This is a genomic window from Rhodoferax potami, assembly GCF_032193765.1.
Classification (GTDB): domain Bacteria; phylum Pseudomonadota; class Gammaproteobacteria; order Burkholderiales; family Burkholderiaceae_C; genus Allorhodoferax; species Allorhodoferax potami.
Window position 1 is genome coordinate 1558592 of record NZ_JAVBIJ010000001.1, and the last position, 23646, is coordinate 1582237.

Sequence of the window (23646 nt, forward strand, 5' to 3'; positions counted from 1 at the left end):
CTATGGAGCAAGCACGTCGCATCCAAACCCCTGAATGTACCGGGGCGATGCTGTTATCCCGCTCGAAAAAGTGCTGAAAAAGCGACCGTCAAAAAGCCCCGCCCACTCGGCGCCCATAACAGCCTGACGAGACGCTGACAGCGCAAATAGGTCTCATAGAAGTGAGCTCCGGGCCTAGTAGCTAAGGGAAACTCCTAGGCGTGGAGTAACCCTATCAAGGGCCTCACACCTCACTCAGCGCTTCCATTCGCTTTGGCCAAGAGAAAGTCAATGCAGGTGCGCACTGCGCGCGTCTGGCGGCGGTTCGGAAGGTACAAAAGGTACATCTGGGTGCCGAATATGCTCAGGCGGTAGTCATCGAGCGCGGTCACCACCTCGCCACTGGCGATCACATCCTGCACCACATAGTCCGGTACCAGTCCGATGCCTAAGCCCGCCAGAACGCCTTGCCGCAAAAACGGGTAATGGTCTGAGATCAAGGTGGGGGCCAACAGCACATCGTGCCGTTCGTTGTCTTTGTAGCCGCGCAATGAAAGCTGCCGCCCCACCACATTGGCGGTAATCACTGGGAGCGTGCGCAGTTGGTCCAGCTGGGTCGGCAGGCCATGGGTTTGGGCATAACTTTGGGATGCACACGCCAAGTAGCGCACGGTGCCCATGTCACGCGCAACCAGTTGTTGAGGGGGCTCGGGCAGGATGCGGATGGCAATGTCCACCTCGTCGCGCAGGTTTTCCACCCGGTTCTCGAACACCACATCGAGCACGATGCCGGGGTACAGCCCCTTGAACTCGATCAGCCAGTGCGACATCACCATCTGCCCGAAGCCGCTGGGCATGCTGAGGCCCACCCGCCCTTGCAGCTCCTGTCCCAAGTTGCTGATGGTTTCTTTGGCGGCAAGGATCTCGTTGCTGATGGCGCGGCCGTGCTCGTAGAGGCGCCAGCCCACCTCGTTGGGCTCCACCCTGCGGGTCGTGCGGTGCACCAGTTGCAGGCCCACTGTTTTCTCAAGTTGGCTCAAGTGGTAGCTCACATTGGCCCGCGTCATCTTGAGCTTGCGGGCCGCCTGGCTCAGGTTGCCCGCGTCGATGATTTCCACCAGCAGGGTCAGGGAAGAAAGGTCAAGACTCATGGACCTGCCGGTATCTTGGTGTGGTGGCGTTAAACAGCATACGGGTCATCCGATGGCCAAAGCGTCAAATCATATTTGACAGTTTGTCAATAAATTTTGTGATTGTAAAAAAAGAGCCGCTCCAAAAGAATAGCCTTTGCTCTCACGACAACAACAACAACGGAGACAAACGCATGGAGCACGACAACGCGTCACCCGCAGTGACCGGCCACCGGCATGGCCGCGTGTGGGTCATCACCGTCAACAACCCGCCCGTCAACGCGCTGAGCGCAGCGGTGCGCCTGGGCCTGTTTGACGCCATCGAACAGGGCGAGGCCCAGCCGGAGGTGGGCGCGGTATTGATCGTGAGCGAGGGCAAAACTTTTATCGCCGGCGCAGACATCCGCGAATTTGGCAAGCCCCTCGTGTCACCGTCGCTGCCCGACGTATGCAACCGCATCGAGGCGTGCAGCAAACCAGTAGTGGTTGCCCTGCAAGGCGCCGCATTGGGTGGTGGCCTGGAAGTAGCGCTGAGTGCGCACTACCGCTTAGCCCTGCCCGGCGCCAAAGTGGGCTTGCCGGAGGTCGACCTAGGCCTGATGCCCGGCGCCGGTGGCACACAACGCGCGCCCCGCCTCATGGGCGCGAAAGCTGCCTCGGCGTTCATGCTCAGTGGCAAACCGGTGGACGCGCACGCCGCACTTGAAGCCGGTTTGGTGGACCGCGTCACGGATAGCAGCCTCACCGCCCTGGATGCCGGCTTGGCCTATGCCAACGAACTGCTGGCCCAAGGTGCGCCGGTACGGCGTGTGCGCGATATCGCAATTACCAACCCTAAGATCGCCCTGTCAGAGCTGAGTGCTCTGGAACAAGATACGGCCAAAAAGTCGCCCGGGCTGTTCTCACCACTCAAGATCCTTGAAGCGGTACGCGCATCAGTAGAGCTGCCGTTTGACGAGGGACTGAGCCTGGAGCGCCGTTTGTTCATGGGCTGCATCGACAGCCCGCAACGTGCAGGTCTGATCCACGCATTTTTCGCCGAGCGCGAGGTGAGCAAAGTGCCCGAAGCCCGTGGCGCCGCGCCACGCACAGTGGATAGCGTGGCTGTCGTCGGCGGGGGCACCATGGGCGCAGGCATTGCCGTGGCGGCGCTGGATGCCGGACTGCTGGTGACCATGGTGGAGCGCGATGCGGACTCGCTTGCCCGTGGCGTCGTCAATGTGACCAAGGTCTACGACGGTTTGATCGCCAAAAGCCGCCTCACTGAGGCGCACAAGATGGCCACCCTCGCCCGCTTCAGGCCCAGTACTGACTTTGCCGACCTTGCAGCCGCCGACCTGGTGATCGAAGCAGTGTTCGAAGACCTGGAAGTCAAAAAAGCCGTTTTCCAGCAACTGGACGCGGTGTGCAAGCCCGGCGCGGTGCTGGCAACCAATACCTCGTACCTCGATATCGACGCCATCGCTGCAGCAACCCGCCGCCCACAAGACGTGATCGGTCTGCACTTTTTCAGCCCGGCAAATATCATGAAGCTGCTGGAAATTGTTGTGCCCGCCCGCGTCAGCCCGAATGTGGTGGTCACGGCCTTTGAACTGGCCAAACGCATGAAAAAAGTGCCGGTCCGCGCAGGGGTCTGCGACGGTTTTATCGGGAACCGCATCCTAGCGAGCTACAAGCAGGCAGCTGATTACATGATGGAAGACGGTGCCAGCCCCTACGAGATCGATGCGGCAGTGCGGGCTTTCGGCTACCCCATGGGTCCGTGCCAAGTGACCGATCTGGCCGGTGGAGACATCGGCTGGGCCACCCGCAAACGCCGTGCAGCCACACGCGACCCGAAAGCCCGTTATGTCGAAATCGCTGACCGCATCTGCGAGCGCGGCTGGTTCGGCCAGAAAACCGGCCGCGGGTTTTACCTTTACCCGCAAGGCGCCCGCACCGGCCAGCCTGATCCGGAGGTGCTCGCCATTGTGGACGCCGAACGCACCAGAAAAGGCATCACTCCACGCAGCTTCACCCCCGAGGAAATCATGCGCCGCTACATGGCCGCCATGGTTAACGAGGGAGCCAAGGTGCTGGCCGATGGGATCGCACTGCGGCCGCTGGACATTGATGTGACGTTTCTTTACGGCTACGGTTTCCCACGCTTTCGGGGCGGCCCCATGAAATACGCCGACACCGTGGGTCTTGCCAACATCCTGGCCGATATACGGGCCTTCGCCCAAGAAGACCCGCTGTTCTGGCAGCCCGCACCCTTGCTGGAAAAACTGGTGGCCAAGGGCCAAGATTTCGCGAGCCTGAACCAGCTGCCCACTTGATTGCAGCCAACACACTCACCCCCCCTGCCCCCACATCGCACCGCACCTGAGGAGACCCTTTTTATGCGCCAGGCCGTTATCGTCTCGACCGCTCGCACGCCACTGACCAAATCGCACCGTGGCGAGCTCAACATCACGCCGGGCCCCACGCTAGCCAGCTTTGCGGTCCGTGCTGCGGTCGACCGCGCAGGGATTGACCCCGCGCTGATCGAGGACGCCATTCTGGGCTGCGGCTACCCCGAAGGCATCACCGGGCGCAATGTGGCACGCCAGGCCATCATCCGCTCGCAACTGCCCTTGTCCATCGGCGGCACCACGGTGAACCGCTTCTGCGCATCGGGCTTGCAAGCCATTGCGATCGCTGCCGGGCGCATCGTGGTGGACGGAGCACCGGCCATGATTGCCGGTGGTGTGGAAAGTATTTCAGGCATCCGCTCGCGCCAGGATGGCCAAAGCGGCCTGGACCCGTGGATCCAGGAGCACAAACCCGCGCTGTACATGGAAATGATCGACACCGCCGATATCGTGGCCCGCCGATACCACATCAGCCGCGAAGCGCAAGACCGTTTCTCGGTCGAAAGCCAGCGCAAAGTGGCCCAAGCGCAAGCCGCCGGCCGGTATGCCGATGAAATTGTCTCCATCACCACCACCATGGCAGTGACGGACAAAGACACCGGCACGGTAAGCCAACGCGAGGCTAAGGTCGACCGGGACACCTGCAACCGCGCGGGCACCACCTACGAATCCCTGGTCAAACTGGCGCCTGTGAAAGGGGCGGACCAGTTCATCACCGCCGGCAATGCCTCGCAACTGTCCGACGGTGCCAGCGCCTGCGTGCTGATGGAGGCTGGAGAGGCCGAGCGCCTGGGGCTGCAAGCGCTGGGTGCCTTCCGTGGCATGGCCATAGCGGGTTGCGAGCCGGATGAAATGGGTATCGGCCCGGTCTATGCCGTGCCCAAACTACTGAAGCGCCACGGCCTGACGGTGGACGACATCGACCTGTGGGAGCTGAACGAGGCATTTGCCTCACAAGCCATTTACTGCCAGCAAACGCTGGATATTCCGGCCGACCGCCTGAACGTGAACGGCGGTGCCATCGCCATCGGTCACCCCTTTGGCATGACAGGTGCAAGGCTGGCAGGTCACATTTTGCTGGAAGGCCGCCGCCGCAATGCAGAGGGCCAGCGCGTCAAATGGGGCGTGGTAACCATGTGCATTGCCGGTGGCATGGGTGCCGCCGGACTGTTTGAAATTTTCTGAGCAGGCTAGCCGAAGCATCGATATGGATCTCCAATTCACCCCCCAAGAGCAAGCCTTCCGCGACGATGTGCGGGCCTTCCTGAAAGACCAACTGCCCGCCCGCATTGCCAACCAGGTGAAAGCCGGCCAACGCCTGAGCAAAGCCGACCAGGAAGAATGGCACGCCATCCTCAACGCCCGCGGCTGGCTGGCCAACCACTGGCCCGAGGCCCATGGCGGCCCCGGGTGGAGCACCGTGCAGAAGTTTATTTTCGATACCGAATGCGCACTGGCGGGTGGCCCGCGCATCGTGCCGTTTGGCGTGAATATGCTGGGCCCAGTGCTCATCAAATATGCCAATGCGCAGCAAAAAGCGCACTGGCTGCCGCGCATCCTGAGCGGCGAAGACTGGTGGTGTCAGGGGTACTCCGAGCCCGGCGCGGGCTCAGACCTGGCATCGGTCAAGACCACTGCGGTCCGGGTCACCGATGCAAGTGGCGATCACTACATCGTCAACGGCCAGAAGACCTGGACCACCCAAGGCCAGCACGCCAACATGATTTTTTGCCTAGTGCGCACCGACCGCGAGGCCAAAGCCCAATCAGGCATCAGCTTCTTGCTGATGGATATGAATTCACCGGGTGTGGATTTGCGCCCTATCCGCACGCTGGATGGCGACTGCGAGGTGAACGAGGTGTTTTTCACCAACGTGAAAGTGCCCGCCAAAAACTTGGTCGGTGAAGAAAACAAGGGGTGGACTTACGCCAAATACCTGCTCACCTATGAGCGCACCGGTATCGCGGGCGTGGGCTTTTGTATTGCGGCGCTGGTCAAGCTCAAGGTGATTGCCGCGCGGGTCTTGAAAAACGGTAAACCCCTCGACCAAGACCCGCTGTTCGCAGCCCGTATGGCCCGTGTAGACATCGATCTCGAGAACATGAAAACCACCAATCTGCGGGTCATTGCCGCTGCCGCCAGCGGTGGTGTGCCTGGCGCGGAGAGCTCGATGCTCAAGATCCGCGGCACCGAGATCCGGCAAGAAATCCTGTCGCTCATCCGCCGCGCCATGGGGCCCTATGCCCTTCCATTTGAAGAAGAAGCCCAATACGCCGGCTATGCCGAGCCCCTGCTGGGCGAGCCCGAGGCGGCTACCGCAGCGGCCCACTACTTCAACTACCGCAAGCTGTCGATCTTCGGTGGCTCCAACGAAATCCAGAAAAACATCATCTCCAAGATGATTTTGGGCCTTTGAGCCTTGGCGAGAGGGACTCACCCATGAACTTCCAACACACCGAAGACCGCCACATGCTGGCGGATTCACTGAATCGCTTTCTGTCGGAAAAAAATGGCATCGAGATCCGCCACCAGAGCGCTGGCAGCGCGCTTGGCTTTTCCCGAGAGGTCTATGCCGGTCTGGCGGAATTGGGCACCATCGGCGCGCTGTTTCCGGAAGATGCGGGTGGCTTTGGCGGCACCGGTTTTGACGTGAGCGTGGTGTTTGAATGCCTGGGCAGTAACCTAGCGGTAGAGCCCTTGCTGGGCGCGCTGGTGGTCGGGCAAGCCCTGATCGCAGCGGGCACCGACGCACAGCGGGCCGCTCTGGAATCCATCATGGCGGGCACGAGCGTTGCGGCACTGGCGCACGAGGAGCCCGGCAGCCATTACGAACTGAGCCATGTCACCCTGAGCGCAACCCCAGCGGCCGACCCTTCAGCCGGCGACTGGGTGCTGAATGGCCGCAAGGCGGTGGTACCCATGGGCGATGCGGCCGACCTGCTGTTGGTGTCCGCCCGCACCGCGGGGCAGCCGCTGGACGCCGACGGTATCAGCCTGTTCCTTGTTCAGGGCGATGCTCCGGGTGTGAGCCGGCGTGGGAACGGCCGCATCGACGGCGGCCGCACCGCCGAGTTGACATTTACAAACGTGGCGGTAGATGCCAGCGCCCTGCTAGGCGCACCGGGCCAAGGCCTGGCTGTGCTGGAACGCATCAGTGGCTACGCGCTGTTAGCGCTGGCAGCTGAAAGCTTGGGGGCCATGGACATGGCCAAAGACCAGACACTGGAATACCTACGCACCCGCAAACAATTTGGGGTACCGATCGGTAGCTTCCAGGCGCTGCAGCACCGCATGGCCGACTTGCTGCTGGAAGTGGAGCAAGCCCGCTCGGCGGTGATCAACGCCGCCGCAGCGGTGGACGACACCGATCGCACCACACGCGAGAGAGCCTTGTCTGCCGCGAAATACAGCGTAGGCCGCATCGGCACACTGGTGGCGGAAGAAAGCATCCAGATGCATGGCGGTATCGGCATGACTTGGGAGCTGCCACTGGCGCACTATGCCAAACGCCTGGTGATGATCGACCACCAGTTTGGCGACGAAGACCATCACCTGGCCCGCTTTATCGCTCTAGGGCAGGCAGCTGTCTGCGCTTAAGCCATGACGATCATGACCCACGCCCTATTGACCCGCCGTGAAGGGGCGGTGCTCATTCTGTCAAACCACAACCCGGCAGCCCGCAACGCGCTGACCCCGGAGTTCTACCGGGGCATCGGTGCCGCTCTTGACAAGCGCACCGCCGATTTCGTCAAACTGCGCAGCCCCGCGGCCTGAACCTACTGAGTACCTGACCCGACATGGAACCCACCCTACCAAACCCCGGCACTGACCAACCCGACCTGCCCTTAAGCGGCGTGCGGGTGCTGGACCTCTCACGCGTATTTGCCGGGCCACTGTGCGGCCAGGTGTTAGCCGACTTTGGCGCCGAAGTTATCAAGGTGGAGCACCCCGGTCGCGGCGACGACACCCGGGACTGGGGTATTCGCATTGGCAAAACCGAGACCACGTACTACAACGGCATGAACCGCAACAAGCGGTCCATCACCCTGGACCTGCAAAGCCCCGAGGCCATCAGCATCGTCCGGGAGATGCTGCCGCAGTTCGATGTGGTCATCCACAACTTCAAGACCGGTGGTGCCGAAAAGTTGGGCCTGGGCTTTGAGCAGCTCAAGGTCATCAAGCCAGACCTGATCTACTGCGCCATCGCGGGCTACGACACGAGCGGCCCCGAGGCCAAGCGCCCGGGATACGACCTCGTTATTCAAGGCGAGGCCGGCTTGATGGCTTTAAATGGCGACTCCGGCATGCCGCCACTGAAGTTCGGCGTGGCAGTGGTAGACATGATGACCGGCATGTACGCTGCACAGGCCGTGCTGGCCGCATTGTTCCGCCGTGAGCGCACGCACAAAGGCCAGCTGATCGAGATGGCGCTCTACGACTGCGGCGTGATGGTCACCGGTTACTACGGTCTGGACGCGCTGATCTTGGGCAAAGACCCTGCCCGCTATGGCAATGCCCACCCGTCCATCATGCCCTATGGCATGTTTGAAGCGGCCGACGGCCCGTTGATCATTGCCGTGGGCAACAACAGCCAGTTCGACAAATTCTGCCGCCAGGTGGTGATGCGACCTGACATCGTCGAAGACCCCCGCTTTACCACCAACGTGGAACGTGCCCGCAACCGGGTGGCCTTGGCTCCCCTGCTCACCGAGCTGATCTGCCAGTTCCCGCGCGACGTGCTGTTGGAGCGCTTGATGGCCCAGGGGATCCCCTGCGGCAAGGTGGCTGGCTTGCACGAAGCGCTCACCAGCGAGCGCACCCAACGTGGCGGGCTGGTGCAGAACATGCCGCACCCTGTGGCAGGTACCACCCACGTATTTGCGCCGCCCTACCGGTTGGACGGGCAGCGCCTGCCGATCCGGAATGCGCCGCCCACCCTGGGCGAAGGCACGCGCGAGGTGCTGACGCAACTGCTACACATGACCGACGCCCAACTGGAGGCGCTGCGTGCCCGGGGTGTGCTGACGCTACCCGAATAAAACCCTTTCACCCAAACCACAACGAGGAGACATCGACATGACAACACCCATCCCACGCCGCACACTGGTTACCGCCCTGGTGGCTGCAACAGCACTGGCCACTCTCGGGCACGCGGGCACCGCCTTGGCTCAAAGCTGGCCTAGCAAACCCATCAAACTAATCGTGCCCTACGCAGCCGGTGGTGCGACTGACATCACGGCCCGAGCGATCGGCGAAAAGCTGTCAGCCCGCTTGGGCCAACCGGTGCTGGTAGACAACCGTGGCGGTGCCGGCGGCGTTACCGGCACCGATGCGGCACTCAAATCCCCTGCAGACGGCCACACCTTGCTGCTGTCACTGGGCACAACGATGCTCATCAACCAGTACCTGTACGAAAAGCTGCCCTACAACCCGCAAAAAGACCAAGCGCTGATCACGCAAATCGCCCTGGCCCCGGTCGTATTGCTGGTGAACCCGCAGCTGCAGGTGTCCAACGCACCCGAGTTGTTGGCCTACATTGAGAAGAACAAAAACAAGGTGGCTTACGGGTCGTGGGGTATGGGCTCTTACTCTCACCTCGCCGGTGCTTGGCTGTCTGACAAGCTCAAGGCGGACATGAACCATGTGCCCTACAAGGGCGAGGCCCCGATGTTGCAAGATTTGGTGGGCGGCCAGTTCCAGATGGCTTTTGCCAGCTTGCAGTCTGCCCGACCCTATATTGACTCAGGCAAGCTCAAAGCGCTGGCCGTTACCGGTGGCCAGCGCATGGACGCACTGCCCAAAGTCAGCACCATGGCCGAACAAGGCATCAAGGACGAGGTATTTCAGGTCACCGGTTGGTTGGGCATGAGCGCGCCGGCCAAAACGCCGCCCGAGGTGGTGGCCCGCCTGGGCACAGAGGTGCAAGCCATCCTGGCGCTGCCCGATGTGCGTGACCGCATCTTGCAGATGGGCTTTATCCCCGTGGGTAGCAGCCCCGAACAGTTCAACGCTCAGTTCAAGAAAGACGCACCGGTGTGGGAGCGCGTTGTCAAGGTGTCTGGCGCCACCCTCGAGTGATTTCGATGGCGGTGTTCAGGCCTCTTGGGTAACGCGGTAGATGCCCAGGCTCACCAGCACCAAAGCGGCGAGGTACTTCCACTCGAGAAGTGACTCGCCCAAAAAGAGTGCGGACAGGCCTGCCCCAAACACCGGCACCAGGAAGCTATACAAAGCCACCGTGCTCACGCGGTTGTGTTTGAGTAGCACGCCCCAGAGTGCAAATGCCACCGCCGACAAAAACGCCATGTAGACCAGCAGCAAGCTCGCTGGCCACGTAAAGCCAACGATCTGGCCGCCAGCGCCCAACCCTATGGCAACCAGCACCACCCCGCCGATACCGAGTTGGTAGCCTGTCATGACCACCGAGTCCATACGCTGTGAAAGCCGCTTTCCGTAGAGGGATGCGGACGACAACACCAGCGCGGCGAGCACCACAAAGCCTTCTCCCAGCCAGGAGAAACCTGTGTCGGCCGGATGGACATCACCCAGCAGCCCGCCCGCGTTCACTACCAGCACCCCTGCGAGGCCCAGCACGCAACCTGACATCTTGCGCCAAGTCAGGGTGTCGTTGTGGTACAGAAAATGCGCCAGCAGCACACTGAAAAACACGCCGGAGGTGTTGAGAATGGATGCCTTCACCCCCGTGGTGTTGGCTACGCCGATGTAGAAAAAGATGTACTGCAGCGTGGTTTGGAACACCCCCAGTGCAGCCATTTCACCCACCTGCGCACGTTGCAATCGCAAGTCCTTACCAGTGAGCTTGGCGAACATCAGGAGCAAAGCGCCAGCCCCTACAAACCGGTAGCCCGCAAACAAAATCTGCGCAGCCAAGTCGCTGCGACTGATCTCCAACAAAGCATAGCCCTGCTTGATGGCCGGATAGGCACTCCCCCACAGCAGGCAACACAGGCCTGCAAGCAGAAACACATTTCGAGGGCGGGTAAAAAATGACATGCACAACAGGGCTTACCGCCCTCCAAAAGAACCTGCGAATTCAAAACTTCACGCAATTGCGGCCTGAGTTCTTGGCTAGGTAGAGTTTTTCATCCGCCGCAGCGACCAGCGAATGTACTGTGGAGTGGACATCGCTCACCGCCACACCGATGGATACAGTAATACCCGGGAGTGCTGTGCCCGTCGGCGAAACGATGGCGACGCCTCGCGCAGCGTCCCAAAGGCGCTGCGCAGTCGCGATGGCCTCTTCCTCCGTCGTGTGAGGTAGCAGCACCAAAAACTCTTCGCCACCGTAGCGGGTGGCGAAGTCATAGGGCCTCAGAGTGGTTTTGAGCACATTGCTCAAGGCCACCAGCGCTTGATCGCCCCCCGGGTGCCCATGGGTATCGTTGTATTGCTTGAAGTAGTCCACATCGATGAGCAAGACGCCAAGACCCTGCTGCGCTTTGATGGCTTGCGCAAGCAGCCGCTCCAGTGCATTGTCCAGCCAGCGCCGGTTGTAGAGCCGCGTTAATGCGTCCACATGAACGTGGTCGCTCAGCTCCTCAATCTGCAAGCGGTCGCTGACGATACGGTGCGTGTTCTCTTTCATCCAACGGGTGAGCAGCTTGAGCAGGTTGCCCGCCACCGACTGGGTTTGTGCCACCAAAGCCTGAATCAAATCGCGGTGGATACCCAGTACACGGCTCGGCATTTTGGCCACCACATAAGCAGACGGACGGGTGCCATCAATCACAGACATTTCCCCCACCGACCCACCCGGAGCCACCTCGCGGATCACCGGAGAGTCCGCGGTTCCAAAATGGATGGTCAGTGCACCGCTCAGCAGCACGAACACATGCTCATTGTTTTGCTCTGGGGCCAACAACACTTCTCCGAGTGCCAGCAAACGGGGGCTCGCATGCTTGGCCACCTGCTCCAGAACAGCGTCAGGCAAATTGCACAACAACTCGGTGTGGGCTAATTCGCGGATCAGAGGGGTCATGGGGCGGTGGTTCTCGCTCAGAAGGTCAGTGCGTTGCGCAGAGCGCGCCGAAGGCCCACTATTGTCGTCGATCGAAGCAGAGCAATGATCGGCGTACAACACCGCCGACGACCCGCGCAGGGACAAGAAGCCCCGCACAAGTTCCGGTCATCGGATCATAAAAAAACCGTACAGCCCAGACGGAATATGCGCAGCTAGCTACTGAATCAATAGCAATGGTCTAGATTTAGTTAAGAGCCTGCGGTGACTGCTGGGCGGTGAAGACTGTGCAGTCGTCCCTTGCGCTTCGAAAAAGTGAGGTTCTCGTTTGCTACCATCCCCGATGCGACGCGCAGATTGTCAGAGCCCACAAAGTTACGGCAGCGCGTGTGCGCAGGAAAACGCATAACCATGCAGTTTTCTTTTCATAAACACACCATCTCACAAGGATAAGACAGTGAAACGTAACCTTACGTCATCCCCCGTGCTCGCAGCAATCATGCTGACTTTGGCCGGCAGTGCCTTTGCACAAGAACAGGTCATCAAGATCGGCCAAACAGGCCCCCTCTCCGGTCCCAATGCCTTTGCCGGCAAAGACAACGAAAACGGCACCCGCCTGGCCGTAGAAGAGCTCAATGCCAAAAAGATCAAGGTGGCTGGCAAAACCCTGAAGTTCGAGCTGGTGTCTGAAGATGACCAGTGCGACCCTAAGTCCGGGGTCTCTGTGGCACAAAAAATGGTGGACAGCGGCATCAAATACGTCATGGGGCCTTACTGCTCCGGCGTTGCGATTCCGACCTCGCGCGTATATGACGACGGCAGTGTGTTGGTCTCCACTGTGGGCACCAACCCCAAGGTGACGGATGGCGGCTACAAAAATATTTTCCGGATCGTGGCTGGAGACAACCAAATCGGCACTGGTATGGCAACCTATGCCGCCAAAGTACTCAAAGCCAAGACGGTGGCCGTCATTGACGACCGCACCGCGTTTGGCCAAGGCTTAGCTGCTGAGTTCATGAAGGAAGCCAAAAACCAAGGCCTTACCGTCGTGGCGCAAGAGTACACCACGGACAAATCGACTGACTTTTCTGCCATCTTGACCAGCATCAAAGCCAAAAAGCCCGAAGTGATCTTTTACGGTGGCTACGCTCCGCAAGCGGCTCCGATGGTGCGCCAGATGAAGCAACTCGCCGTGACAGCCAAGATGCTGGGTGGCGATACCCTATGCAGCCCCGAAATGGGCAAGATCGGTGGTGAGGCGATCAACGACATGGTGTTCTGTGCCCAAGGCGGCGCCATGCTGGACAAGTCCACCGACGGCCCGGCATTCAAGGCCAAATACAAGAAGCGCTTCAACCAAGATGCCGATGTATACGCTGCCTCGTTCTATGACCAAGCCATGTTTGTGGCCCAGTCCATGAGCAAAGCGGGCTCCATCGAGCCCGAAAAAGTGTCCATGGAAATGCGGAAAGGCAGCTACAAAGGCGTAGCTGCGAACTACGTCTACGATGACAAGGGCAACATGAAGCAAGCCCCCATTACCGTGTTTACGTTCAAGAACACTCAGCTGGCCCCGCTGGCTAGCTACTAAAGCGTAAACGAAGCCACCTTGTTTTAAGGCTTTTCGCGTGATGCTATTTGCATGCCGCTAACGCTGATATCACTTTCAGGCTGCCGGACGAAAAAAAGCCCGAACCGTTGTCGGTCCGGGCTTTTTCTTTAGCTGACTAAGCTTTGCTTATTTCCTGGCTGGCGGCACATCCGTGCAGCTGCCGTGCGCAATCTCCGCCGCCATGCCGATGCTCTCGCCCAGCGTCGGGTGCGGGTGGATAGTCTTGCCGATATCGACTGCGTCTGCGCCCATCTCAATCGCCAAAGCGATCTCGCCGATCATGTCGCCCGCATGGGTGCCGACCATGCCGCCGCCCAGGATCTTGCCGTGACCATGTGCTTCGGGGGAGTCATCAAACAGCAGTTTGGTAACACCTTCGTCGCGGCCGTTGGCAATCGCGCGGCCGGGCAGACCTGATTAACCGGTCAAGGGAAGCGAACGCAGAGTATTGCAAAGCGGAGGTAGAAGCCACCGCCAAAGACTAGGGTGTGGTCGTCGCGCTGGCCAACGTCTTACCCGCAGGCTACTGCATTTATATGAAGTCTACACAGCCCAAATCTCCAGTTCGGATCTAAGGCCAACATCCGAGATGAACCCGAGCGGTTGCGGGCGCCGACGCTTAGGCTTTTCCAGAATAAAAAGTGCGGAAAATGTCACGCTTTATCTTGGACGATTAGTTCCAATGAACTATTGGCTAGAACAGCGCAGGCAGTGAAAATTTACACATGTATTGACTAATCGGGAGTCAATCGCATCGATCCACGAGGAACACATGAAAATCAACGCTTTAGTCGCCGCACTTCTTCTCACTGCAGGTGCGGGCAATCTTGCTCACGCCACAACTTTAAGCTCATCACTCAATGTTGACGACAAGTTCAGTTTGTATATCAGTACAGACGACTCCCAATTGGGTACATTGGTGGGAAGCGCACAAGGCTGGGAATACACCTATACATTTGATGCTGTCCTAACTAACGGCGTAACGAACTACATCCACGTTGTCGGTACTAACTTGGGCGGTCCCGCTGGCTTTCTTGGCAGTTTCTCGCTCTCCGACTCCAATTTCAAGTTTGCGAATGGCACGAACACACTCACTACGAACGCGAGTGATTGGAAAGTGAGCACTACTGGGTTTAGCGGAGCTTTTTCACCAGCGGTGATTTCTGGCGGCGCCAATGGTGTGAGCCCATGGGGAAACCGGACAAACAACTCACCTTCTGCCCAGTGGATTTGGAGCTCCAACGCTCAAAATGGAGCACCCGCAGGTGCCAAAGCTTACTTCTCTGCCACGGTGGCTGCCGTTCCGGAACCAGAGACCTTTGCCATGCTGCTGGCAGGGCTTGGCGTGTTGGGTACGGTTGCGCGGCGCCGCAAGCAACAGTAAGCTACTTCTGCAAGAGGCTACAAAGGGCACTTCGGTGCCCTTTTTGTTGGCCTTATCTGCCCCTTACCAAGATTGTTGCTCGCAGTTCAGTGTGAACCTGAATCGCTGTGTCAGTTGGAATCAAAGCAGCTCTGTTTATGTAAAAAAGCCGCACAGCCCTCACGGGATCTGCGCGGCTAGCTACTGATTTGGTAGCAATTAGTTTGGCTTACTTCTTCTGCGGCGGCACATCCGTGCAGCTGCCGTGCGCAATCTCCGCCGCCATGCCGATGCTCTCGCCCAGTGTGGGGTGCGGGTGGATGGTCTTGCCAATGTCCACCGCGTCTGCGCCCATCTCGATCGCCAAAGCGATCTCGCCGATCATGTCGCCCGCGTGGGTGCCGACCATGCCGCCGCCCAGGATCTTGCCGTGGCCGTGTGCTTCCGGGGAGTCATCAAACAGCAGTTTGGTGACGCCTTCGTCGCGGCCGTTGGCGATGGCGCGGCCTGATGCGGTCCAGGGGAACAAGCCCTTCTTGACCTTGATGCCTTGGGCCTTGGCCTGGTCTTCAGTCAGACCCACCCATGCCACTTCGGGGTCGGTGTAGGCCACGCTTGGAATGACGCGGGCGTTGAACGCCGCAGCGGCAAGTTCCTTGTTGCCTTGCAGTTCACCTGCAATTACTTCTGCCGCCACGTGTGCCTCGTGCACCGCCTTGTGCGCCAGCATGGGCTGGCCCACGATGTCGCCAATGGCGAAGATGTGCGGCACGTTGGTGCGCATTTGGATGTCGACGTTGATGAAGCCACGGTCGGTCACCGCCACACCGGCTTTCTCGGCGCTGATCTTCTTGCCGTTGGGCGTGCGGCCCACGGCTTGCAGCACCAGGTCGTACACCTGCGGTGCGGGGGCGGTACCGCCCTCTTCCGCTGGCGCAAACGTCACTTCAATGCCTTCAGGCAAGGCGCGTGCGGACACGGTCTTGGTCTTGAGCATGATGTTGTCGAAGCGCTTGGCGTTCATCTTCTGCCAGATCTTGACCAGATCGCGGTCGGCACCTTGCATCAGGCCGTCCATCATTTCCACCACGTCCAGGCGGGCGCCCAGCGTGCTGTAAACGGTGCCCATTTCCAGGCCGATGATGCCGCCACCCAAAATCAACATGCGCTTGGGCACTTCCTTGAGCTCCAAGGCGCCCGTGGAATCGACCACGCGCGGATCGTTGGGCATGAAAGGCAGACGCACGGCTTGTGAACCGGCCGCAATGATGGCGCGCTTGAAGGCGATGACCTTCTTGCTGCCGGTCTTCTCTTGGGCTGTGCCGCTGGTTTCTTCGACTTCGAGGTGATTGGCACCCACAAAGTTGCCGTAGCCGCGCACAGTCGTCACCTTGCGCATCTTGGCCATGGCGGCCAAGCCGCCGGTCAACTTGCCGATGACCTTTTCTTTGTGGCCGCGCAGCTTATCGATGTTGACCACGGGCGCGCCGAAGTCCACACCCAAGTCCGCCATGTGGCTGACTTCGTCCATGACGGCTGCCACGTGCAGCAAGGCCTTGGAGGGAATGCAACCCACGTTCAGGCACACGCCGCCCAGAGTCGCGTAACGCTCGACCACGATGACCTTGAGGCCTAAATCCGCAGCCCGGAAAGCTGCGGAGTAACCGCCGGGGCCGCCACCGATGACGACCACGTCGCACTCCAGGTCTGCACTGCCGCCAAAGCTGCTGGCCACAGGGGCCGGAGCCGCCGGGTCTGCTACAGAAACAGGAGCTGCTGGCGCAGACGCTGCGGGCGCTGCAGCCGGTTTTGCTTCAGAAACTGCACCAGCAGCTTCGAGCATCACGACCACAGAGCCTTGCTTGACCTTGTCGCCGATTTTGACTTTGAGTTCGGTCACCACACCGCCGTGGCTAGCCGGGATCTCCATGGAGGCCTTGTCGGACTCCACGGTGATCAGACTTTGCTCGGGCTTGATGGTGTCGCCAACCTTAACCAGCAACTCGATGACCGCGACTTCGTCGAAGTCACCGATGTCCGGAACCTTGATTTCTACGATTGCCATATTGAGGTTCCTGTCTTAGAGCAGCACGCGGCGGAAGTCACCCAGGATTTGGCCCAGGTACACGTTAAAGCGCGCCGCAGCTGCGCCGTCGATCACGCGGTGGTCCCAAGTCAGCGACAAGGGCAGCATCAGGCGTGGCTGGAAGGCCTTGCCGTCCCACACAGGTTCCATCTGGCTCTTGCAGACGCCAAGGATGGCGACTTCAGGCGCGTTGATGATGGGCGTGAAATAACGGCCACCAATGCCACCCAATGAAGAGATGGTGAAGGTCGCGCCGCTCATGTCGGCAGGGCCGAGCTTGCCGTCGCGGGCCTTCTTGGCCAGCTCACCCATTTCCTGGCTGATCTGGAAGATGCCTTTCTTGTCGGCGTCCTTGATCACGGGCACCACCAAACCGTTGGGCGTGTCAGCCGCAAAGCCGATGTGGTAATACTGCTTGTAGATCAGCGCATCGCCGTCCAACGAGCTGTTGAACTCGGGGAACTTCTTGAGCGCGGCCACGCAGGCCTTGATCAGGAAGGCCAGCATGGTGACCTTGATGCCCGACTTCTCGTTCTCTTTATTGGTAGAGACGCGGAAGGCTTCGAGGTCGGTGATGTCGGCGTCGTCGTGGTTGGTGACGGCCGGAATCATGACCGCGTTGCGCAGCAGGTTGGCACCGCTGATCTTCTTGATGCGGGACATTTCCTTGCGCTCGATCGGGCCGAACTTGGCAAAGTCCACCTTCGGCCAAGGGATCAGGCCCAAGCCTGCGCCGTCGTTGCTGCCGGAAGCCTTGGCTTGCGCTGCAATGGCCAAGGTTTGCACCGCTCCGCTCATCACGGAGCGGGTAAAGCCTTGCACGTCCGCCTCGGTGATACGGCCCTTCAAGCCGGAACCCTTGACTTCGTTCAAAGGCACGCCCAGTTCGCGGGCGAACTTGCGCACAGAAGGCGATGCATGAGGCAAACCAAGCGTGGTGCCACCGGGCGCGTGCGCGGGCACAGCCAAAGCGGCGGGTGCTGCTGCGGCGGCAGCCACAGGTGCCGGAGCTGCGGCGGGAGCAGCCGGCGCGGCGGCAACCGCTGCGGGTGCCGCAGCAGGGGCGGCTGCGGCACCAGCCACGCCTTCCAGAATCACCACCAAGTCACCGATGTTCACGGTGTCACCCAGCTTGACCTTGATTTCTTTGACCACACCGGCGGTGCTGGATGGAATCTCCATGGAGGCCTTGTCAGACTCCACCGTGATCAGGCTCTGCTCCACCTTTACGGTGTCGCCAACCTTGACTAGCAGTTCGATAACGGCCACATCTTTGAAGTCGCCGATGTCAGGCACCAGCACATTCACGGGGCCGGAGGCCGCCGGTGCCGCCGCCGGAGCAGTTGCTACAGAAACAGGAGCTGCTGGCGCAGATGCTGCGGGCGCTGGAGCCGCTTTTGGCTCTGCAGCCGGAGCTGCAGCAGCACCAGCGGCTTCCACCATGACGACCACGGAGCCTTGCTTGACCTTGTCGCCCAGCGCAATCTTGATTTCCTTGACCACACCGGCGGTGCTGGAAGGAATCTCCATGGAGGCCTTGTCAGACTCCACGGTGATCAGGCTCTGCTCGACCTTGACGGTGTCGCCCACTTTGACCAGCAGTTCGATGACTGCGACTTCGTCGAAGTCACCGATATCCGGGACTTTTACTTCTACCAATGCCATGTTGTTGTCTCCGGAGTTCTTAGGCGTACAGGGGGTTGACCTTGTCGGTGTTGATGCCGTACTTGGCGATGGCTTCCGCCACCTTGGCCACGGGCACGGTACCGTCTTCGCTCAGGGCCTTCAGGGCGGCAACCACGATGTAGTGGCGGTTCACCTCGAAGTGCTCACGCAGCTTGCTGCGGAAGTCAGAGCGACCGAAGCCGTCGGTGCCCAGCACCTTGTAGGTACGGCCCTTGGGCACGAACGGACGGATTTGCTCGGCGTACGCTTTCATGTAATCGGTGGATGCCACCACAGGGCCGGTGGACTTGTTCAGTTGCTCGGCCACGAAAGGCACGCGTGGTGTTTCCAGCGGGTGCAACAGGTTCCAGCGGTCAGCGTCCTGGCCGTCGCGGGTCAGTTCGTTAAAGCTTGGGCAGCTCCAGACGTCAGCGCCGATGCCCCAGTCTTTTTCCAGCAATTCTTGCGCTGCAATGCTTTCGCGCAAGATGGTGCCGGAGCCCAGCAACTGCACGCGAGGTGCCTTGGCGGTGAGCGCAGGGCCGGCCTTGCACTGGTACATGCCCTTGATGATCTGCTCTTCCGTGCCAGGCTGCAGGCCGGGCATGGGGTAGTTTTCGTTCAACAGGGTCAGGTAGTAGAAGACGTTGTCTTGCTTCTCAACCATGCGCTTCAAACCGTGGTGCAGGATCACGCCGACTTCGTGGGCGAAGGTCGGGTCGTAAGAAATGCAGTTCGGAATGGTGCCGGCCATGATGTGGCTGTGGCCGTCTTCGTGCTGCAAACCTTCACCATTCAGGGTGGTACGGCCGGAAGTGCCGCCCAACAAGAAACCGCGGGCTTGCATGTCGCCAGCCGCCCAGGCCAAGTCGCCAATGCGCTGGAAGCCGAACATCGAGTAGTACACGTAAAACGGCACCATGATGCGGTTGCTGGTGGAGTAGGAAGTCGCCGCTGCAATCCAGCTGCTCATGCCGCCGGCTTCGTTGATACCTTCTTGCAGGATCTGACCGGCTTTGTCTTCCTTGTAGTACATGACCTGGTCTTTGTCGACCGGGGTGTACTGCTGGCCTGCGGGGTTGTAGATACCCACTTGGCGGAACAAGCCTTCCATACCGAAGGTACGGGCCTCGTCCACCAGAATTGGCACCACGCGTGGGCCCAAGGCCTGGTCGCGCAGCAACTGGGTCAAGAAACGCACATAGGCTTGGGTCGTGGAGATCTCACGGCCTTCGGCGGTCGGCTCCATGACGGCCTTGAACACTTCGAGTGAAGGCACGGTGAAGCTCTCGTCCGCCTTGGTACGGCGGTGCGGCAGGTAGCCACCCAAGGCCTTGCGGCGCTCGTGCAGGTACTTCATTTCCGGGGTGTCGTCTGCGGGCTTGTAGAACGGCACCTTGGGTAATTCGCTGTCCGGCACAGGGATGTTGAAGCGGTCGCGGAAGGCCTTGATGTCTTCGTCAGTCAGCTTTTTGGTCTGGTGAACAGTGTTTTTGCCTTCACCGGCCTTGCCCATGCCGAAGCCCTTGACGGTCTTGATCAACAAAACAGTCGGCTCGCCCTTGTGGTTCACGGCCTTGTGGAAGGCGGCGTACACCTTCTTGGAATCGTGGCCGCCACGGCGCAGATCGAAGATTTCTTCGTCCGACATCTTGGACACCATTTCCAGGGTGCGGGGGTCTTTGCCGAAGAAATGCTTGCGAACGTAGGCACCATCGTTGGCCTTCATGGCCTGGTAGTCGCCGTCCAGGGTTTCCATCATGATCTTCTTGAGCGCGCCATCCTTGTCGCGCGCCAACAAGGCGTCCCAGCCGGAGCCCCACAGAAGCTTGATCACGTTCCAGCCAGCACCGCGGAACTCGCCTTCGAGCTCTTGCACGATCTTGCCGTTACCGCGCACCGGGCCGTCCAAGCGTTGCAAGTTGCAGTTGATCACGAACACCAAGTTATCCAAGCCTTCGCGGGCCGCCAGGCCAATCGCGCCCAAAGACTCCACTTCGTCCATTTCGCCGTCGCCACAGAACACCCACACCTTGCGGTTTTCGGTGTTGGCAATGCCACGGGCGTGCAGGTATTTCAGGAAACGGGCTTGGTAGATCGCCATCAATGGGCCCAGACCCATGGACACAGTGGGGAACTGCCAGAACTCGGGCATCAGCTTGGGGTGCGGGTAGCTCGACAGACCCTTGCCATCCACTTCCTGGCGGAAGTTGAGCAGCTGCTCTTCCGTCAGGCGGCCTTCAAGGTACGCGCGGGCATACACACCGGGGGACACGTGGCCCTGGATGTAGAGGCAGTCGCCACCGTGGTTTTCGCTTTCAGCGTGCCAGAAGTGGTTAAAGCCGGCGCCGAACAGGCTGGCCAGCGAGGCAAAAGAGCCGATGTGACCACCCAAGTCCCCACCATCTGCGGGGTTGTGGCGGTTGGCCTTTACGACCATGGCCATGGCGTTCCAGCGCATGTAGGCGCGCAGGCGCTCTTCAATTTCGAGGTTGCCGGGGGAGCGCTCTTCGTCCTGGGGCTCGATGGTGTTCACATAACCGGTGGTGGCCGAGAAAGGCATGTCGATGCTCTTCTGACGTGCGTGCTCGAGCAGTTGCTCCAGCAGGAAGTGCGCGCGCTCGGGGCCTTCGGCCTCGATGACAGCGCTGAGCGCATCCATCCATTCGCGGGTTTCCTGGCTGTCCATATCGGACACGCCCAAAGGATTCTGGGGAACTGCTGCCATCGATGCCTCCTAATGCTTGGCGTAATTTAGTGCGAGTTATCTAGTTTCGCATATTTACGCCATGATTTCAAATCATGCCCATGCGTTTCACCTGTTGAAATATTTATGCTGCTTTGCAGCACTTGCTTACGTGTCACGCCAGCCCCCTCCCCTACACTCGGGAAATGCCTTTTTCCAAAGTGATTTCTTTACCCAAACCGCTCAGCATCCCGACGGTGGATGGCGCCAAACGCTGGTGGCACCGGCTAACACCCCACCGCCAAGACCGGGTCGCCATGCTGGCCCCTTTGGCCGCTGTGATGTTGTTTTTTGCGGCCATCGTTGCCGCCTTGGGCTACCTGCGGCTCGAAGAGATGGACCGCGAGCAAGAGGCCGTTCAACGCGATGTCGAATACACCCAGCAGCGCTTGCGCCTGCGGCTCCTGGAGCGGCAAGAACAAATCAGCCGAATCGCGCAAGAAATCAGTACCGGAGAACTGGATGTTTCGGAATTCAAATCCCGCGCATCCAACCTGGTAGACCAGTACCCGGAAGTGCAAGCACTCGCCTGGGTGGACGACCGAAAGCGCACCCGTGCCAGCTTGGGCATGGGCGCTAACTCGTCAGGTCCTTACCAAATGCCGGGTGATGTCTTGCTTAAGGAAGACCGCGATGCCGGCTACACACTCGCCCGCCAGCTGAACCAGCTGCTGTATGTGCAGCCGCCTCAGAACAAAGACGAAGGGCCTCTGCTACAGCTGCTGATCCCGCTGAATGCCAAAAATCGTTTTTCGGGCGTGTTGATTACCGAGTACTCGGTCGATGGCTTGTACCGTTACGGCGTTCCGTCTGAGGTGTCTGCCCGCTACGCGATCTCCCTCCAAGACTCCAGCGGTCGCCTTTTGGCTGGAACCAGCATCCCCACCCGCAAGCTGGTCAGCCGGTTCTTGCCTTGGGCTGCCCCGAGCAACGAGTACTCCATGCCGGTCTCGCCTGTCGGGTCCGGCCTGGTGATCCGGGCGCAGGCCTACCGCGCTTCTCTGGGCGTCATCGGCAGCGGACTTTTTTGGCTGGTGAGTGCCCTGAGTATCTTGACGGCTTGGATGTTGATCGCCAACTGGCGCCACACCCGCCGCCGCTTGCAGGCCCAGCAAGCCTTGATGTCGGAAACCAACTTCCGCCGCGCCATGGAGAACTCGATGCTGACCGGCATGCGGGCCATGGACTTGCAGGGACGCATCACCTATGTGAATGCGGCCTTCTGCCAGATGACCGGCTGGACAGAGTCCGATCTGGTCGGGCGCACCGCGCCGTTCCCCTACTGGCCGGATAGCGAACGTGAACACGTGGCAGCCCGCTTGGAGGAAGAGCTGACCGGAAACGCCACCCCGGGCGGCATCCAAGTGCGCGTCAAGCGCAAAGACGGCAGCTTGTTTGATGCGCGGCTTTATGTCTCCCCGCTGATTGATGCCATTGGCACCCAGACCGGCTGGGTGACATCGATGACCGACATCACCGAGCCAAACCGGGTGCGCGAGCAACTTACCGCCTCGCACCAGCGGTTCACCACGGTGCTGGAAGCCTTGGACGCCTCCATCTCGGTCGCCCCCTTGGGCAGTGATGAGCTGCTGTTTGCCAACAAGCTGTACCGCCAATGGTTTGGCGTGCAGGCCGGCGGGCATTTGCAATTGGTGGCGGAAGCAGGCATGCCCAGCAGCCCGACCAATCACGACTCCGACGACAGCGTGGACTCTTTTGCGGGCCTGCCCACCACCACCCTGCAAGACAGCGACTCCGAAAGCGCCGAGATTTTTATCACCGCCCTTGGGAAATGGCTGGAGGTGCGCACCCGCTACCTGAGCTGGGTCGATGGCCGCCTTGCCCAAATGGTGATTGCCACCGACATCACAACGCGTCGCTTGGCCGAAGAGCAAGCCGCCATCCAGACTGAACGGGCACAAACCGCAAGCCGCCTGATCACCATGGGCGAGATGGCCTCCAGTGTGGCCCACGAGCTCAACCAACCACTCACCGCGATCAACAACTACTGCAACGGGATGGTTTCCCGCATCAAAGACAAACAGATCTCGGAGCCGGATCTGTTGGTCGCCCTTGAAAAGACCGCCAAGCAAGCCCAGCGAGCCGGGCAAATCATTCAGCGCATCCGCAGCTTTGTGAAACGCAGCGAGCCCAACCGCACTTTGTCCGAGGTCACCACCATGGTGGCGGAGGCGGTGGAGTTGGCTGAAATTGAGTTGCGTCGCTTCAACGTCCGGCTCAACCCCTATGTCGCAGCCCGCATCCCCATGGTGATGGTGGACCCGATTTTGATTGAGCAAGTGCTGGTCAACCTGCTGCGCAACGCGGCAGAGTCGATTGACTCGGCCCTGCGCCAAACATCCGACCGCATCGTCGAGTTGCGGGTCGGGCCCAAGCGCATTGAGGGCAAGCCTGTGGTCGAGTTTTCGGTCCAGGACACCGGCAAGGGCTTGGCACCGGAAGTCATGGCGCGGCTGTACGAAGCCTTCTACTCCACCAAGGCCGATGGCATGGGGATCGGGCTGTCTTTGTGTCGCTCCATCGTGGAGTCGCACCTGGGCCGAATGACGGCGGAGAACATCTACAATGGCTCCGACGTTGTGGGCTGCAGATTCTCTTTCTGGGTGCCCTTGAACGACAACGGCACGCTGACTTTCTCGGAGCCGCCCTCCCAACCCAACCTCGGATAACTGA

General features: G+C 60.1%; 15 protein-coding genes and 2 pseudogenes. 10 read left to right on the top strand and 7 right to left on the bottom strand.

Annotated features, from left to right (window positions below; translation table 11 throughout):
• Positions 1–230 precede the first annotated feature (230 nt).
• On the bottom strand, positions 231–1130 hold the full coding sequence (locus tag RAE21_RS07450) for a LysR family transcriptional regulator (RefSeq protein ID WP_313880823.1): 900 nt from the start codon (positions 1128–1130) through the stop codon (positions 231–233).
• 173 nt (positions 1131–1303) lie between these two features.
• On the opposite strand from RAE21_RS07450, the gene RAE21_RS07455 reads away from it, so the two are divergent.
• The 7 genes and pseudogenes from RAE21_RS07455 to RAE21_RS07485 all read left to right on the top strand — a co-directional run bounded on the left by RAE21_RS07455 (position 1304) and on the right by RAE21_RS07485 (position 9580).
• Positions 1304–3427, top strand: a complete 2124-nt coding sequence (locus tag RAE21_RS07455) for a 3-hydroxyacyl-CoA dehydrogenase NAD-binding domain-containing protein (RefSeq protein WP_313880824.1) — start codon at positions 1304–1306, stop codon at positions 3425–3427.
• 63 nt (positions 3428–3490) lie between these two features.
• Positions 3491–4687: an acetyl-CoA C-acyltransferase gene (locus RAE21_RS07460; protein WP_313880825.1), complete on the top strand. Its 1197-nt coding sequence runs from the start codon at positions 3491–3493 to the stop codon at positions 4685–4687.
• A gap of 22 nt (positions 4688–4709) precedes the next feature.
• Positions 4710–5918, top strand: a complete 1209-nt coding sequence (locus tag RAE21_RS07465) for an acyl-CoA dehydrogenase family protein (protein WP_313880826.1) — start codon at positions 4710–4712, stop codon at positions 5916–5918.
• A 23-nt stretch (positions 5919–5941) separates the two neighbouring features.
• A complete protein-coding gene (locus RAE21_RS07470) occupies positions 5942–7099 on the top strand; it encodes an acyl-CoA dehydrogenase family protein (RefSeq protein WP_313880827.1) in 1158 nt (385 codons plus the stop codon).
• A 12-nt stretch (positions 7100–7111) separates the two neighbouring features.
• A pseudogene (locus RAE21_RS07475) lies at positions 7112–7246 on the top strand (enoyl-CoA hydratase); the annotation flags it as partial.
• A 53-nt stretch (positions 7247–7299) separates the two neighbouring features.
• A complete protein-coding gene (locus RAE21_RS07480; RefSeq protein ID WP_313880828.1) occupies positions 7300–8541 on the top strand; it encodes a CaiB/BaiF CoA transferase family protein in 1242 nt (413 codons plus the stop codon).
• Between the two features lie 37 nt (positions 8542–8578).
• Positions 8579–9580, top strand: a complete 1002-nt coding sequence (locus tag RAE21_RS07485; protein WP_313880829.1) for a Bug family tripartite tricarboxylate transporter substrate binding protein — start codon at positions 8579–8581, stop codon at positions 9578–9580.
• A gap of 15 nt (positions 9581–9595) precedes the next feature.
• Here the strand turns inward: RAE21_RS07485 and RAE21_RS07490 are convergent, their stop codons facing one another.
• Together RAE21_RS07490 and RAE21_RS07495 are read right to left on the bottom strand one after the other, a co-directional pair.
• A complete protein-coding gene (locus RAE21_RS07490) occupies positions 9596–10516 on the bottom strand; it encodes a DMT family transporter (RefSeq protein ID WP_313880830.1) in 921 nt (306 codons plus the stop codon).
• 40 nt (positions 10517–10556) lie between these two features.
• On the bottom strand, positions 10557–11501 hold the full coding sequence (locus tag RAE21_RS07495; RefSeq protein WP_313880831.1) for a GGDEF domain-containing protein: 945 nt from the start codon (positions 11499–11501) through the stop codon (positions 10557–10559).
• A gap of 478 nt (positions 11502–11979) precedes the next feature.
• Here RAE21_RS07495 and RAE21_RS07500 point away from each other — a divergent pair, with 478 nt between their 5' ends.
• The gene (locus RAE21_RS07500) at positions 11980–13071 is read left to right on the top strand and encodes a branched-chain amino acid ABC transporter substrate-binding protein (RefSeq protein WP_313880832.1); all 1092 of its coding nucleotides are present in this window, start codon (positions 11980–11982) and stop codon (positions 13069–13071) included.
• 147 nt (positions 13072–13218) lie between these two features.
• Here the strand turns inward: RAE21_RS07500 and RAE21_RS07505 are convergent.
• A pseudogene (locus tag RAE21_RS07505) lies at positions 13219–13497 on the bottom strand (dihydrolipoyl dehydrogenase); the annotation flags it as partial.
• 367 nt (positions 13498–13864) lie between these two features.
• On the opposite strand from RAE21_RS07505, the gene RAE21_RS07510 reads away from it, so the two are divergent.
• Positions 13865–14476 carry a PEP-CTERM sorting domain-containing protein gene (locus RAE21_RS07510; protein WP_313880833.1) on the top strand — a complete coding sequence of 204 codons (612 nt, stop codon included), beginning with the start codon at positions 13865–13867 and terminating at the stop codon, positions 14474–14476.
• Between the two features lie 208 nt (positions 14477–14684).
• Here RAE21_RS07510 and lpdA read toward each other — a convergent pair whose 3' ends face one another.
• The 3 genes from lpdA to aceE are packed head-to-tail and all read right to left on the bottom strand — an operon-like array spanning position 14685 to position 20934.
• Entirely contained in the window at positions 14685–16520 is a 1836-nt protein-coding gene (gene lpdA, locus RAE21_RS07515; protein WP_313880834.1) for a dihydrolipoyl dehydrogenase, read from the bottom strand.
• A gap of 15 nt (positions 16521–16535) precedes the next feature.
• A complete protein-coding gene (gene aceF, locus RAE21_RS07520; protein ID WP_313880835.1) occupies positions 16536–18206 on the bottom strand; it encodes a dihydrolipoyllysine-residue acetyltransferase in 1671 nt (556 codons plus the stop codon).
• A 19-nt stretch (positions 18207–18225) separates the two neighbouring features.
• A complete protein-coding gene (gene aceE / locus RAE21_RS07525) occupies positions 18226–20934 on the bottom strand; it encodes a pyruvate dehydrogenase (acetyl-transferring), homodimeric type (protein ID WP_313880836.1) in 2709 nt (902 codons plus the stop codon).
• Between the two features lie 164 nt (positions 20935–21098).
• Here aceE and RAE21_RS07530 point away from each other — a divergent pair, with 164 nt between their 5' ends.
• On the top strand, positions 21099–23642 hold the full coding sequence (locus RAE21_RS07530; RefSeq protein ID WP_313880837.1) for a PAS domain-containing sensor histidine kinase: 2544 nt from the start codon (positions 21099–21101) through the stop codon (positions 23640–23642).
• Positions 23643–23646: the final 4 nt, after the last annotated feature.

What these genes read in the sequence shown, in the direction of transcription:
- RAE21_RS07450 (WP_313880823.1), bottom strand. Translation starts at nt 1,130, where the DNA reads ATGAGTCTTGACCTTTCTTCCCTGACCCTGCTGGTGGAAATCATCGAC.
- RAE21_RS07455 (WP_313880824.1), top strand. Translation starts at nt 1,304, where the DNA reads ATGGAGCACGACAACGCGTCACCCGCAGTGACCGGCCACCGGCATGGC.
- RAE21_RS07460 (WP_313880825.1), top strand. Translation starts at nt 3,491, where the DNA reads ATGCGCCAGGCCGTTATCGTCTCGACCGCTCGCACGCCACTGACCAAA.
- RAE21_RS07530 (WP_313880837.1), top strand. Translation starts at nt 21,099, where the DNA reads ATGCCTTTTTCCAAAGTGATTTCTTTACCCAAACCGCTCAGCATCCCG.
- RAE21_RS07510 (WP_313880833.1), top strand. Translation starts at nt 13,865, where the DNA reads ATGAAAATCAACGCTTTAGTCGCCGCACTTCTTCTCACTGCAGGTGCG.
- aceE (WP_313880836.1), bottom strand. Translation starts at nt 20,934, where the DNA reads ATGGCAGCAGTTCCCCAGAATCCTTTGGGCGTGTCCGATATGGACAGC.
- RAE21_RS07485 (WP_313880829.1), top strand. Translation starts at nt 8,579, where the DNA reads ATGACAACACCCATCCCACGCCGCACACTGGTTACCGCCCTGGTGGCT.
- RAE21_RS07490 (WP_313880830.1), bottom strand. Translation starts at nt 10,516, where the DNA reads ATGTCATTTTTTACCCGCCCTCGAAATGTGTTTCTGCTTGCAGGCCTG.
- RAE21_RS07465 (WP_313880826.1), top strand. Translation starts at nt 4,710, where the DNA reads ATGGATCTCCAATTCACCCCCCAAGAGCAAGCCTTCCGCGACGATGTG.
- RAE21_RS07480 (WP_313880828.1), top strand. Translation starts at nt 7,300, where the DNA reads ATGGAACCCACCCTACCAAACCCCGGCACTGACCAACCCGACCTGCCC.
- RAE21_RS07500 (WP_313880832.1), top strand. Translation starts at nt 11,980, where the DNA reads ATGCTGACTTTGGCCGGCAGTGCCTTTGCACAAGAACAGGTCATCAAG.
- RAE21_RS07495 (WP_313880831.1), bottom strand. Translation starts at nt 11,501, where the DNA reads ATGACCCCTCTGATCCGCGAATTAGCCCACACCGAGTTGTTGTGCAAT.
- aceF (WP_313880835.1), bottom strand. Translation starts at nt 18,206, where the DNA reads ATGGCATTGGTAGAAGTAAAAGTCCCGGATATCGGTGACTTCGACGAA.
- lpdA (WP_313880834.1), bottom strand. Translation starts at nt 16,520, where the DNA reads ATGGCAATCGTAGAAATCAAGGTTCCGGACATCGGTGACTTCGACGAA.
- RAE21_RS07470 (WP_313880827.1), top strand. Translation starts at nt 5,942, where the DNA reads ATGAACTTCCAACACACCGAAGACCGCCACATGCTGGCGGATTCACTG.